This is a genomic window from Opitutaceae bacterium TAV5 (assembly GCA_000242935.3).
Taxonomy (GTDB): domain Bacteria; phylum Verrucomicrobiota; class Verrucomicrobiia; order Opitutales; family Opitutaceae; genus Geminisphaera.
On record CP007053.1, the window covers coordinates 260,179 to 272,694 of the forward strand.

Consider the following 12,516-nt stretch of genomic DNA (forward strand, 5'->3'; position numbering starts at 1 on the left):
GGCCGGGTTGCAGGGGGTATGAGGGAACCCGTTTGCAGTCCAATGATTTCTCCCGATGTCCTGAAAGATAAACGGTAATAAGCTGGGTCGTCCATCTGCTGGGCGCCAGCCTCGGGGGCTGCCAAGCTGGAGATTCCGATGATTGAAGTGATGACAAAGACCGAATGGGTAATGGCACCGATGCCCTGACCGCGTAAAATCTGTTTCCGAATCGCCAGTGCCAACGTTCCGAAGAGCAAAACAGTGCCCAAGGCCAAAGCCCACGGAGGCAGGGCAGGAACGCCTGCGTTGACCGCAAGGATAAAGCTCTCCGTCGTTGTGTTGCCGAGGGCGTCTGTCACCACGACCCTGTAAATTCCCGCATGGGAGACTGTAACATTATTCAGTGTCAGTGTTTCGCCGGCAGCTCCGGGGATAACGGAATCATTCAAGAACCATTGATACAAAAGCGGTTCCGTGCCTGAGACAGAAACGCCAAACGTCGCTGACCCACCCTTGTTGACAGTCTGCTCCGCAGGGTGTGCCGCAGTGATCACCGGATTGATGGTCAGGCTGGCACTATATGGGTCAGTCGAGCTTACATTCAGATTGGTCCATCCGTTCAGCGCGTAGCTGTCCGCATTCCCGGCGGATGCCGCCCGGGCCGGGCCAAGCCCGAGAGCGGCTATACCGAGACCCAGAAGAAGACGATATCTCCATTGAATGGCAGGAAGCGGTACGCGTATATGCCACGTTCCCGTTGAGGGGATTGCTGTGTCTGTGACCCGGGAGGAAGGATTGAGCATGAGTTGTGTCCTTATAATATAAGACCCATTTTGTGGCCCTGATCTACCAGTCCACTATGTTACGTTTATGTTAAAATTGGTTGAAGTGTGACTGAGATGGGCCTGGCAGGCGGTCTTTCGCAGTCCAACTGGCTGGCTGGCCTGCGCGCCTTGTCACGAAATGGCGACTACGGTGACGTCGCTTGGCTGGAAACCGTTTCCTGTCCATTCATCGTGCATCGCTGGATACGCAAAGGATTTTGCAGGAAAAGCCTGGGCGGAAGTCCGCTTCCCGATAAAATTTCATCCCGGTTCTCCTGTGTTACATGGAATGCGCTGTTGTGGCAGATGCCACGTGCTATGGTGGAGTACGGGTCGCAAATTGCTTCGGCGAACCGCTATCCGGAGCGGCAAGCTCATAATGATATCTTCGGGACAGGGCCGTTTTTCATCCCGGTTCCATCCGGTGCATTCACATTCCGGTTGTTTGTCCTTTTCCGTAGTGAAAAAGAAACTGAAGAACGGTGTGATAAAAAACGACACGCCACGTGTCGTCTTTGCCGGGTGGCGGCACGTCCGGCGGTCGGCTGATTTGCCGGCAGGCCGGTTCGGCGGGCGCGTCAATATCATCACGGTGTGGCGAATATCGCCAGGTGGCGCGGTGGCCGGAGGGTGGCGTGAACCGGATGGCCGGTGGGGAAGACGCAGGTGCGCCCGGCGTGAAAAACAGGGAAACGGGAGCCGGGGTGGCGTCTCAGGAGCGGGCGGGAACCTTCAGTCTGGTGCGGATATGGGTCATGACTTCGTGCGGCTCGAACCAGACGAAGTGGCCGACCTTGTAATGAGGGATACGGCGAAGTTTTGTCCATTCGCGCAAGGTGCGGATGGAAGGCTCGCACCCTGCGGGAAAGATGCCGCAGGTGCGCAACCCATGGATGTCGGTCAGGGCGCTGCTGGCCGTCGCCGGTGTCGAGGCGTGGTGCTGCGTGATGCAGGAAACGGCAGGTGCCGCCGCCGTAATGCAGGGAGGTGTGTTCATGGGCATGTCATCACCTTCCGCGTGTCAACCTGTTGGCCGCGCTTGCCCGGCGGCGGACTGTCCGCCGTTCAGGCGGCGGCGGGCAAGGCGGTGTCATCGGGTCGCGGTGGCTGTGGAATGGCCTTCATGTTGGCCGGGGCGGGCGCGGCAATGGCGGCGACAGAGGCAGGCGTGACGACGGGAGGAGTGGCGGGGTTGTCGTTGCCTTTGCCGGCGGCGTCGGCCTGCGCGGGTTGTTCCTGCGGGACGGGGCAGTGTTTGGGCAGGATGCCGAAAAACGCCTCGGCTTCCTGCGGGCTTTTCACGTCCAGATAATGGCGGCGGATGATCCTTTCCGAGTTGCCCGCTTGCAGGGCCGCGTCGCCTATCGAACGGAATTTCCCGACGTGCATCGATATGAACGTGTGCCTCATCACGTCGTGCCCGATACCGAATTTTTTCGCGATCTTCGCCCGCTGGCCTTTCAGGGTCTCCGCGATGACCGGAAACTTTTCTAATGGGTAGGCTTTCAGCCATGCGGCCAGATTGGGCTGGATGGTGACCGGGCGGCGCATGTTCACCTTGGACACGTGGGGTTCAATGATGATCGTGCCGGTATCAAGCCGCACGTCGGAAGCAGGCAGGCGGGCAATCTCGCCGTCGGGCACGCTCGGGCGGATGCCGGCGAACAGGCACAGCGCGTAGTAGGGCACCAGCGCCCCGCCGTCGATCCCCTCGACATATGCCATCAGTTCAGCCGCCTTCTGCGCGGTGATCGTTGGCGCTGACCCACGGCAATGTTCGATGCGGTGCGGCTGGATTTTTTCCATCGGGTTGTCTTCGGCTTTCATCCATTCCCCACGGTGGCAGGCGTATTCGAAGAGGGTATGCACGAGGGCGCGGCGGTTGTTGAATGTCTTGAGCGCCGCGTTTCCACGGTTCAGGTAGGTTTCCAGTTCCGGGCGGGTCAGTTCCTGAAGCTGTTTTGCCGGGAAATGTTCCAGCAGGGTTTTCATTTCGCCTTCGATGGCGTCGAGTTGCCGCTGGCAGATGAGGTTCTTTTTCTGCTCGGCGCGGCGGGCCTCAAGGTAGATCTTGACGGCATCGGAAAGCAGGATGTGTGCGCGAGGCTCCTTGTAGTGGGTCAGCCCGTAGTCGGCATAAAACGCCAGCGAGTGGGGCTTGTCCTCAAAACGATGGAAGAGCACTTCGGCTTGGCGGACTTGTTCCTCGGTCAGGCCGGTGATGACCGGATGCAGGCTGGCCTGCGTCTGCATCAGTTTCAGGTCGAGCGCGCCGCGCTCGACGAAGGCAGCTTGCTTGTCCCTGAAGTTTTTGCGGATGCGCAAGCCGTGCAGCCAGCCGCTGACGCGCCATGAAAGGGCTCCATTACGATTCCTGAACGGTTTGACCGTGAAGGCGGATTTGCGATTGCTCATTTATTCGGGTTGCCGCGTCAACCGGCAACCTGATCGCTTCCCTCTTCTCCCTCCTCGGGAGGGCGCGGGCGAGACGCCCGCGCCACGACGCTCCACGTAACATCCGTATATAACCCTGAATCAGGGCTGGAGAAGTCGCCGCAAAAGAACGCAAAAATCGTTCTGTCCATGGAACCCTCCATGGCGCTTGTAAGCGCCACGCAACACTTCATGCGCGTGAGGATTTTTGCGCTCTTTCGCGGCCATTCATCCGACCGCCGCAGCCATTTCATTTCTGCATTTCACCCGGCAAAATCACCCGGAGATCGAAACGTTAAAGGTTGAACGTCCGGCCCCGGGGCCGGAATCATCGCATTTTGCCACCCGCCCGCATGCGTCTCCCGTCCTCGCCTTCCGCCCGATGAATCCTCCCTTTCTTCTGCCGATCATCACCCTGCTGCTCGGAGCCTTCGCCGGCGCGGGCGCCATGTACCTGTTTCTTCGCGGCCGCCACCTCGCCCTTCACGAGCGTCTCGCCGCCCGCGAAGCCGACGCCGCCCGTCTCGCCGCCGAGCTCGACACCCGCAGCCAGGAACTCCGCCAGATCGCCGCCGAACGCCACACGCTCGCCTCCGATCTCGCCGGCGAGCGCGCCGCCTCCGAAGCGCGTCTCAAAAGCCTCACCGAGGCCCATGAGCGCCTCGCCGCCGAATTCAAGGCCCTCTCCGGCGACGCCCTCAAAAGCAACAACACCGCCTTCCTCGAACTCGCCCGCGAGACCTTCGGGCGTCTCCAGCAGCAATCCTCCGGCGATCTCGAAAAACGCCAGCAGGCCATCGACGCCCTCGTCAAGCCGCTCCAGGAATCGCTCAAGCAGGTCGATGCCAAGATCGGCGAAATCGAAAAAAACCGCGCCGCCTCCCACGGCGCGCTCGCCGAACAACTGAAATCCCTCGGCACTGCCCAGCAGCAACTCCAGTCCGAGACCTCCCGCCTCTCCACCGCGCTCCGCTCCACCACCGCCGCCGGCACCTGGGGCGAGATGCAACTGCGCCGCGTCGTCGAACTCGCGGGCATGACCTCGTATTGCGATTTCACTACACAGGAGAGCGTTACGACCGGCGACGCCGCGCGCCTGCGTCCCGACATGGTGGTGCGCCTTCCCGGCGGCCAGCAGATCGTCGTCGATGCCAAGGCCCCCAACGAAGCTTACCGCGACGCCGCCTCTTCCACCGACGAGACCCTCCGCGCTGCCAAACTCGCCGAACACGCCGCCAGAGTCCGCGGCCACATCGACGCGCTCGGGGCCAGGGCCTACTGGGAACAGTTCCAGCCCTCGCCCGAATTTGTCGTGCTTTTCCTTCCCGGCGACCAGTTCCTCTCCGGCGCCCTCCAGGCCGACCCCGGCCTCATCGAGCGGGCCATCAACAAAAAAGTCCTCCTCGCCACCCCCGCCACGCTCATCGCCCTGCTCAAGGCGGCGGCCTACGGCTGGCGGCAGGAAGCCGTGTCGCGCAATGCCGACGAGATCAGCGCCCTCGGCCGCCAGCTTCACGACCGGCTCTGCACCTTCGCCGACCACCTCGAACGGATCGGCAAGGGTCTGGAATCCGCCACCAAAGCCTACAATTCCGCCGTCGGCTCGCTGGAATCGAGCGTCCTCCCCGGCGCCCGTCGCTTCCCCGAACTCGGCGCCAAGGGCGCGAAGGAGTTGCGCGAACTCGCCCCGGTCGACACCGCCCCCCGCGAAATCGCCCGGAAACAGGAATGATCCGTCATCGCGTCAGCCAACAGATGATGCCCCGACCGCATCCCCTCCCGCTCAGGCCTTTTTGCATCATGGCACCCGACACAGGCTTGCCCCGCCGGTTCTCTCCCGCCAAGGTGTGCCGCACACTCGCATCTCCGGAATCTGCCACCGGCAATCATGCCGATTCGACCCCGTGAGCCTGCCCCTCCAACCACCATTTACCTCCCGACGCCACCGCCCCGCTCCGGGGACGTGACGGGGCGAAGCTCGCACACGTTCCTGCCATCACCCGTTCCGGCGATGAGTGGCCTGCCCGATCATCCACTGCATTCCGAAGTGCGTATCAACGACTCTCGCAACGACACCGGCAGCATCGCACGGTGATCCATTCACCCCTTCCCGTCGCTCACCATCAACAACCCCGGTCCACCCGCTCCCCTCCGAACATGCCGTCGGACCTATTCTGCAATGCTCTCCCTATAAAAACCCGGCCTCAGTACTCCGACGTTGGAAGCCTCCCACTTCACCGCGAGCAGAAATCACGTCCCCGACTCCTCGTACCTTGAAATAAAATCTAAAAATCTCATAATTAATTCAGCAAAACCCATCAAAACAAAAAATCCACTTTTTTCCGGATTTGCCGGCCTAAGCCCCGCAAAAACCAACTTTTTTACAGCTAAACAACGTTAGGCAAATCAAACAAATGAAACACACTAAACCGGCTCTTCTGGTAGCACTGATTCTTATTACACTAAACTCTCTTTTCCCGCCACGGATAGCCTTCGAAACTGGTAGCAATTGCGGTCGAGGATTTCTTCTCTTCCATCTCGACAGATATGATATAAAAGTAAGCCCAGATAGAAGTTCGCGAAGCTGGAAGACATGCAGCATAAATCATGGCGTGCTCTGGACAGAAAATTTCATTATCCTGTCAATCACGGCTTCGATTTTACTAATTCGCTCGATAAGAAAAAAAGAAGAAAACCGCCTAACAAGGCGCTAGAGCCAATGCGATTGGAGCTACGCAAGTATTCGCAAAGTATCTTTGGTGTTTGTTACTCTCCATCTCGCATAGCTCATCTTCGACGTTCGGCAAAAAAGACATGGCGATGATCAAAGCCACAGGAATATCTCTCATCATCCTTACCGTCATTCTAGGCGCTATCCTACAGAGGAAAGGTCTACTCTATGCCCAAAGAGAGCCCCCGCAGATCATCTCGCATACCGAAGTCCGAGATGATGATGATACGGTTGTGCATATCACTACAGCATCAGCCCATACGCTTGAGTTTCGCTGGCCGACAGCCGTCTTGGTGATCTTATTGATTTCTGGTGTCGCTTGCGTGATACACAGCTGGTATCATAGCCACAACTCGGATCAAAAATGAAGAAGGAGCCGAACAAGGCGATGCAGCCAACTCCGGTAGCTGTCACGCCTCGTGCTGTCGCACGAGTCGCGCCATCTACCTCCGTGGCTGATCTTGGACGTTAGGCAAAAATACAGAGCATGATCATCATAAACATCCTATTCGCGCTTTTGACCTATTGGTTCGCCCAAAGAAAACATCGCGAGGCCGTTTACTGGGCCGTAGCCGGTGGAATCACACCTTTATTCACAATTCTCGGCCTAGCTTTCTTCTGCGATCTCGCAGTCACTGAAAGTGAAGAAGCGAGAGCGAGGTCCCTTAAGAGGGAGAAAATATTTCTACTCATTATGCTAGCGGTCGGATTACTAAACATAGTCGGCATGTATATCTACCGTGAATAGAAATGAAGAAAGGACCTAACAAGGCGCTAGAGCCAATGCGATTGGGGCTACGCAAGTATTCGAAAAGCATCTTTGGTATTCGTCACGTCCCATCTCGCATGGCTCATCTTGGGCGTTAGGCAAAAATCATGGAACCCCTCGCAGTTCTCCTAGTAGTCATCGTAATCGTTATAATTCTGCGCTTAATCGCAGGTTCCTTCGATGGAGATCGAGTTGAAAAATATATCCGCGAGATGGGATGCGAACTCGTAGATAAAAGTTGGGATCCATTTGGTCCCGGTTGGTTTGGCGAAGAAGATTCACGTATTTATGCGATCATTTATAGAGATCAGCATGGTAATTTGCATCGTGCGCATGTAAAAACCTCGATGTTTAGTGGAGTGTATCTCACTAATGATCGTATAATTGAAGGATCGCCGCCAATGTCAGTTGAAGAGGAGAAAGCTCGATTGCGGAAAAGGCTTCGTGAGCTAGATGGAGAATCAGAATGAAAAAAGAGCCTAACCAAGCGCTGGAGCCAATGCGATTGTTGCTACGCAGGTAGTCGTAAAACATCTTTGATTTTTGTTACTCTCCCTCTCGCATGGCTCATCTCTAACGTTGATCTAGCTGCGATTCTGCAAGAGGGAAAAAGCAGTGGCAGCCCAATGATTTATCAGGTATCTGTTTATATAAACTATTTTGCCGATGGAGGCACAGGACAGGGACCGGTCGATTATAGGATAAACGCGTGCGTGGGTTGGTTGGCGTGATCCTGGCTGTAAACCGTGATCGTGCTGATCTACGCGGGTTGGTTACCGACAGTTCATTGGTGCGTCTTGCCCGCATGCCCTAGGCTCGTGCGTGGCGGACGGATAGGCTCCGATACCGCTGCCCCTAACGTCAACATGCATGGGCCGGCCGCCCGGTCCCTGACTTGTGCCGCCATTCGGCCTTTGAAAGAACATCCTCCCCCTCTTCGCAGACGTGGTTGGCTTATGCGCAGCGAGTCATATGATCCCAGTCGACGGTTTTGAGCATGGCCCAGACAAAGCCGGCCATTTCGCGAGCGAGGGCCACGGTGATTTTGGGCTTCATCACGCCGCGCCGGCTCAGGTGCCATGCGCGGCTGTGCAGCCGCAACTGGACCTTCCAAGCCAATTCTTTTCTGTGCACGGGCTGGCCTTCCTGCCGTTTGGACAAGTGCGCGGAGACCTTGGGCGGTAACCAGGCGTGCTGGACCATTTCGACCAGTATCCAGCGCGCATGGGCGTTGCCGGCCTTGGTGATCGAACCGAGTTTGCGGGTTTGCCCCGAGCTTTCCTCCTTGGGCACTAGCCCAAGAAACGCCATCAGGTCACGCGGATGAGTAAACCTGCGTATATCGCCCAACTCTGCGACCAGCACGGCTGCGGCGACCAATTGAACGCCACGCAGCGTCATCAGAGCCTCGACCGCCGGATACAAGCGCCACAAGGGCGCCTGCAATTCCAGCAATTGCTCCAGCCGGTTCACCCGGTCCTCGCACTGACTGATGGCCAAAAGGTATTCCTCGAGCACCGCCTTGAGCCCCGGCAACGGCAACACCAGCTCTCGCAGATACCGACGGTGCGCCTCACTCCAGTTCGCCTTGCCCGAGTAACGATAACCATGACGCAACAAAAACGACTTGAGGCGCTGCCGGGCCCGCGTCAGGTCGTGCACCGCGTCCGCCCTGGCCCGGGTCAAATCGCGCATGGCTTCGTCCGCCGCGTCCGGCACGTGCACGGCGGTCAACTCCCCGGCCCGGTGCAACCGCGCCAGCATCTGTGCATCCCGGCGGTCCGTCTTGCGCCGTGCCGCCTTGTCCACCGGCGTCTTCGATGCAGCCACCACCACGCACTCAATCTGTAATTGCATCAACCGGCGATAAATCACGTAGCCGGTCGGCCCCGCCTCGTAGGCCACGTGCAATGCCCCGCCGTCCGATCCGATCTTCCTTAACGCCTTCTCTATGGCGTGCAAATCATTGCTGATCTGCCCGTAAAGGCGAACCTCGCCCTCGCGGCCGCCATCGGCCACCGCCACCATCACTGTATCTTTGTGGACATCCAGTCCAACATAGTGCTCTGTCTTTCTCATGCGCTTGTCCTCGTTTTCAGGTTGTTTGGGTTATACTCTCAGCCTTGTGGATAGGCCCCGCTTCCCGGGGCAACCCACGCTTAGGGGACAAGCGCTCCCTTTTACAGATCGCTCTTGCCCTCAGCTATAATGTCTAGGCAAAAATCATGAAAACACTAATCATCGTCGCACTACTAGTCCTTTCATCATGCGCGCTAGCCGGTGAAGGCGTTATACGATTGCCCGGATTGTTTATGTCTGAGGGTAAGACAACCTCACTTTCCATTTCCGACGGCCAATCACCGAAGGCTGAGTTTTCCTACAAGCATGCAGATGGAAGAACTACCTCATTCGAAGTGGATTTAGCCAAGCATTCCACATGGGCCTTCCTTATCGAAAATGAAATGACCCTGTGGGTATATCGCGGCGGGGATTCGGTATTGGCCGTCACTATCGAAGCGGCCCCACCTGAACCAAGTCAGTTTATCACATCCAAGCGAATCTTCGACCTGAAGACCGAAAGGAATGATATCCCCAAAGCACTACTCGAAAGCATAGAAAAGAAGCCTAACAAGGCGATGCAGCCAACTCCGGTAGGTGGCTGATCTTGGACGTCAGGCAAAAAATAACATCATGAACATAACCATAAATACCAAAGCGGTCTTGGCTGCATCTATATGTGCAGGAGCTATTTTGTTTGCACTTGGTGCAAGCAATGCAGGAGATTCGGATAGTTCGAGATGGACGATATCTGCGACATCAGGCACTGATTCCGGTGCTTACATATTGGATCAGAAAACTGGCGACATTTACTTCCTGGAGAAAAACCAGAATCTCGGAACGAAGAAGATGAGAATCAAGTTACTTGGAAATATTCAAGAGGCAAAATGAGCCTGACAAAGCGCTAGAGCCTATGGCCCGAAGCATCACCGTTATTGCACACTCCATCTCATCGATTCACGAATTCCACAACTTCGGAGAAGACCTCTTCCGTGCCATACGAAGTGTATGTGAAGTGGATTTGGCGGAGATTGATAGGTCGATAGACCGGTTTTCGATTCATGGCGTAGCACCGAAGGACAAAGGAAACGTGGTCCAAGCCATCAAGAAACTGGCATGCAAGTATTCGCTAGATATAGAAATCAAGAATGAAGAACGGGCCTAACAAGGCGCTGGAGACAACGTCCGCATCTGTCACGCATCCTGCTTACGCAGGCTGCGCGCCAGCTACGGCCGCGGCTCACCTTTGGCGTTCGGCAAAATACTATGAAGCCAATCACGGGATCTTGTTTATGCGGCAAGGTAGCCTTCGAGGTTACCGGAACTCCGTTCAAGTTTCTCTATTGCCACTGCCGTTCATGTCAAAAATCGAGTGGGTCCGTTCATGCCGCGAACATGGCGTTTCCCGGAGATTCTGTCAGATGGACACAGGGCGAAGACCTCATCGAACTCTTTGTGGATACGAAAGAGAACCCCGGATTCCCGCGTTGCTTTTGCAGGAATTGCGGTTCACCTCTGCCTAAGTTGAGCCGCAATCGGCAGTTCTGGGTTGTGCCGAGCGGGTTATTGGATTCGGATCCAGGTATGAGGCCTCAGGCGAATATTTATTGGGCGGAGCATGCTCCCTGGTTTGTGTCGGCAGATCAAATTGCCAAGAATGAGGGGCCATTGGTCGAACAAGGCAGTGAAGGCAACGGCTAATGCAGGATGCACCCGCCAGGAAGTGGTTTAGATTTTTATTCAGATGGCGGTTTACGCAGGCTTTCCCGCAGCTCTGAATGCCACATTTGCCGCGAAAGAAGTGTTTCAGGAAAGAGAAAAAAAGAATCAAAGACAAAGCATAAAGAGCCGAACAAGGCGCTGCACCCCACGGCTACCCGTGGGTGAGCCTGGACATCAGGCAGAGATGAAGCTATTAAAGCGGTTCAAATAAAGCCGTAGCCGTTTTTAACCACGGATTTCACGGATGATTTTGGATTTCACGGATGATTAATAAATAATCAAGATGCCATATATCAATGTATTATCTGTGTAATCCGATTTTTTATCCGTGATATCCGTGGTTCTGTTTTCAGGATCCTGTACGCTTACAATTTTTAAAAAAATGCTCTAGCTCCGGATTCGTTGCCGGCCACGAAACGTGGCTGACAAAATGGTTCGGGCCAACTGGCCGGCAGCAGCCAGGCCGTACGATCTCCGGAACGGCATCCGGTGCCCGCTGCGAGACCCCCCCGGCTTGCCTTGGAAAGATTCGACAACCCCCGGCTTGCACCGCGGTGGCATAACCGTTCACCATTGTCGCTCATACCTACTGCCACACGTCCCCTCCTTCCGCAAATGCCTCTCATCGCCAAACTCACCGAAAAGCTCCAGCGCCACCCCAAACGCATCGTTTTTACCGAAGGCGCCGATCCCCGCATCCTCCAGGCCGCGCGCCAGTGGGTCACCCGCCGCATGGGCGTGCCCATTCTCCTCGGCGACCGCACCGCCATCAAGGATGCCGCCGCCAAGCTCGACATCAATCTCCAGGGCATGCGCATCATCGAACCCGAGCGCAGCGAGGATTTTGACACATTTGCCAACCAGCTCGAGCAACTCCGCCGCATCAAGGGCGTCAAACTCACCGAAGCCCGCCAGGCGCTCAAGAATACCGGTTACTTCGGCACCATGATGGTCGTCACCGGCCAGGGAGACGCCCTCGTCTCCGGCGGCACCGCCTCCGCCTCCAGCGCCCTGCGCCCCATCTTCCAGATCATCCCTCGCCTGCCCAATGTCGAACACGCCTCCTCGCTCATGGTGCTCGACTTCGACGAGAAAAAAGTCGGCAGCGACGGTTCGCTCTTTCTCGCCGATTGCGGCGTCATCCCCGATCCCACCGCCGGGCAACTTGCCGACATCGCCGTTTCCACCGCCATCATCGCCGCCCACCTCACCAACGAGACCCCGCGCGTGGCCATGCTCAGCTACTCCTCGAAAAGCAGCTCCAGCCAACCCTCGCTGATCAAGGTGCGCCAGGCCACGGAACTCGCCCGCCTCAAGGCCCGCAACTCCATGATGCCGCTCGAAATCGACGGCGAACTCCAGGTCGACGCCGCGCTCGACGCCACCGTCGCCGCCGCCAAGAACGTCCAGAGCTCCGTCGCCGGCCATGCCAACGTCCTCGTGTTCCCGGACCTCAACTCCGGCAACATCGCCTTCAAGCTCGTGCAGCTCCTTGCCGGCGCCAACACCTTCGGGCAGATCCTCACCGGCCTCACCAAACCCGCCGCCGAGATCAGCCGCGGTTCCAGCTCGCACGATATCTTCGGCACCGCCGCCATCGTCGGCTGCCAGGCCATTGACCGCCGGCTGCTCTACGGAGGAAATGCGTGACCCCCGCCTGCCGGTGAATGCTGGCCGACTGCGGCGTCCTCCCTCCGCCAGCCCGGATCGATCCGGACCGGCACTTAAGGGGGGGAATCTAAAAATTGAACAGAAGGCAACGAAGAGAACGAAGAACAACCAAGGATGCTCACCGCCCATTATTTTTTAATTTTATTAAAATCAACGAGTTCTTGTTAAGAGTCTTCTTTGTTTTACCTTCGTTACCATTGTTTCCTTCTGTTCAAAAATGAATTTTCAGAACTTCCCTTAACATTCAACACCTGACCCTCAACACATGAACCCGATGCCGGTCCGCCTTCCTCACAGGCCGCCGAAGCCGGCCGCCGTTATTAAAT

Annotated in this window: 9 protein-coding genes; 6 read left to right on the forward strand and 3 right to left on the reverse strand. The window is 56.9% G+C overall.

The annotated features are described in order from the left end of the window. Positions 1–1,518: 1,518 nt before the first annotated feature. Both OPIT5_01605 and OPIT5_01610 read right to left on the reverse strand, forming a co-directional pair. Positions 1,519–1,809: a hypothetical protein gene (locus OPIT5_01605; GenBank protein ID AHF89147.1), complete on the reverse strand. Its 291-nt coding sequence runs from the start codon at positions 1,807–1,809 to the stop codon at positions 1,519–1,521. A 62-nt stretch (positions 1,810–1,871) separates the two neighbouring features. Further along, the gene (locus OPIT5_01610) at positions 1,872–3,221 is read right to left on the reverse strand and encodes a hypothetical protein (protein ID AHF89148.1); all 1,350 of its coding nucleotides are present in this window, start codon (positions 3,219–3,221) and stop codon (positions 1,872–1,874) included. 400 nt (positions 3,222–3,621) lie between these two features. Between OPIT5_01610 and OPIT5_01615 the strand changes: the two genes are divergently transcribed. The 3 genes from OPIT5_01615 to OPIT5_01625 all read left to right on the forward strand — a co-directional run bounded on the left by OPIT5_01615 (position 3,622) and on the right by OPIT5_01625 (position 6,718). Then, the gene (locus tag OPIT5_01615) at positions 3,622–4,971 is read left to right on the forward strand and encodes a DNA recombination protein RmuC (GenBank protein AHF89149.1); all 1,350 of its coding nucleotides are present in this window, start codon (positions 3,622–3,624) and stop codon (positions 4,969–4,971) included. Positions 4,972–6,053: 1,082 nt separating this feature from the next. Continuing rightward, positions 6,054–6,338: a hypothetical protein gene (locus OPIT5_01620; GenBank protein ID AHF93967.1), complete on the forward strand. Its 285-nt coding sequence runs from the start codon at positions 6,054–6,056 to the stop codon at positions 6,336–6,338. A gap of 119 nt (positions 6,339–6,457) precedes the next feature. Continuing rightward, positions 6,458–6,718, forward strand: a complete 261-nt coding sequence (locus OPIT5_01625) for a hypothetical protein (protein AHF93968.1) — start codon at positions 6,458–6,460, stop codon at positions 6,716–6,718. 975 nt (positions 6,719–7,693) lie between these two features. Here OPIT5_01625 and OPIT5_01630 read toward each other — a convergent pair. Continuing rightward, positions 7,694–8,818, reverse strand: coding sequence for a transposase IS116 (locus OPIT5_01630; GenBank protein AHF89150.1), 1,125 nt, complete (start codon positions 8,816–8,818; stop codon positions 7,694–7,696). A gap of 383 nt (positions 8,819–9,201) precedes the next feature. Between OPIT5_01630 and OPIT5_01635 the strand changes: the two genes are divergently transcribed. The 3 genes from OPIT5_01635 (at position 9,202) to OPIT5_01645 (ending at position 12,169) form a co-directional block, all read left to right on the forward strand. Next, positions 9,202–9,402, forward strand: coding sequence for a hypothetical protein (locus tag OPIT5_01635; protein ID AHF93969.1), 201 nt, complete (start codon positions 9,202–9,204; stop codon positions 9,400–9,402). 260 nt (positions 9,403–9,662) lie between these two features. Continuing rightward, positions 9,663–9,962, forward strand: a complete 300-nt coding sequence (locus OPIT5_01640) for a hypothetical protein (protein AHF93970.1) — start codon at positions 9,663–9,665, stop codon at positions 9,960–9,962. A gap of 1,172 nt (positions 9,963–11,134) precedes the next feature. Next, complete coding sequence (locus OPIT5_01645) at positions 11,135–12,169, forward strand: phosphotransacetylase (GenBank protein ID AHF89151.1); 1,035 nt, start codon at positions 11,135–11,137, stop codon at positions 12,167–12,169. Positions 12,170–12,516 lie beyond the last annotated feature (347 nt).

What these genes read in the sequence shown, in the direction of transcription:
- OPIT5_01645 (AHF89151.1), top strand. Translation starts at nt 11,135, where the DNA reads ATGCCTCTCATCGCCAAACTCACCGAAAAGCTCCAGCGCCACCCCAAA.
- OPIT5_01630 (AHF89150.1), bottom strand. Translation starts at nt 8,818, where the DNA reads ATGAGAAAGACAGAGCACTATGTTGGACTGGATGTCCACAAAGATACA.
- OPIT5_01635 (AHF93969.1), top strand. Translation starts at nt 9,202, where the DNA reads ATGACCCTGTGGGTATATCGCGGCGGGGATTCGGTATTGGCCGTCACT.
- OPIT5_01625 (AHF93968.1), top strand. Translation starts at nt 6,458, where the DNA reads ATGATCATCATAAACATCCTATTCGCGCTTTTGACCTATTGGTTCGCC.
- OPIT5_01615 (AHF89149.1), top strand. Translation starts at nt 3,622, where the DNA reads ATGAATCCTCCCTTTCTTCTGCCGATCATCACCCTGCTGCTCGGAGCC.
- OPIT5_01605 (AHF89147.1), bottom strand. Translation starts at nt 1,809, where the DNA reads ATGCCCATGAACACACCTCCCTGCATTACGGCGGCGGCACCTGCCGTT.
- OPIT5_01620 (AHF93967.1), top strand. Translation starts at nt 6,054, where the DNA reads ATGGCGATGATCAAAGCCACAGGAATATCTCTCATCATCCTTACCGTC.
- OPIT5_01610 (AHF89148.1), bottom strand. Translation starts at nt 3,221, where the DNA reads ATGAGCAATCGCAAATCCGCCTTCACGGTCAAACCGTTCAGGAATCGT.